This is a genomic window from Polaromonas sp. P1_G2, from assembly GCF_056405515.1.
The window spans coordinates 1-385 of sequence record NZ_JBFUBY010001555.1 but is presented as its reverse complement, the minus strand read 5'-3'; the positions used below and the strand labels follow the sequence as shown (position 1 = coordinate 385).

Sequence of the window (385 nt, the reverse complement as noted above, 5' to 3'; positions counted from 1 at the left end):
ATGTTGGATAATGAAGCGCAAAGGTTAAAACGCGCTTAACCACGATCGTTTACTATAAGATTTGCCAAGCTGCTGATGCGCTTGCGGGTTTTGCCGTGAGGCCACATTTCCTCACCTGGGATCGATATATTCGGGATAGCATAGCCAATAGACCATGCGCTTGTTCCACGACATCATGCGAGGATCGTCAAATTGCGTTCGCACCTTCCGGCAGGCAGCATTTCCTTCCGACCGAAGCGATGTCGGCGAAAGATCGGCACTGGCAGAAATCGCCGTTGCAGATATGAAAACCAGTATGGCAATCAGAACAGCGTAAATCTTTTGGAACATTGCATACCCCCTGTAGCAAAACTCCAAACGAACTCGGCTTCGCTATGTTCCAGTG

Annotated in this window: 1 protein-coding gene; it reads right to left on the bottom strand. The window is 49.1% G+C overall.

All coding sequences use genetic code 11. The annotated features are described in order from the left end of the window. Nucleotides 1–187 precede the first annotated feature (187 nt). Nucleotides 188–385: hypothetical protein (locus tag AC1D0P_RS31525; RefSeq protein WP_477680321.1), on the bottom strand; the 198-nt coding region annotated here is incomplete at its 5' end.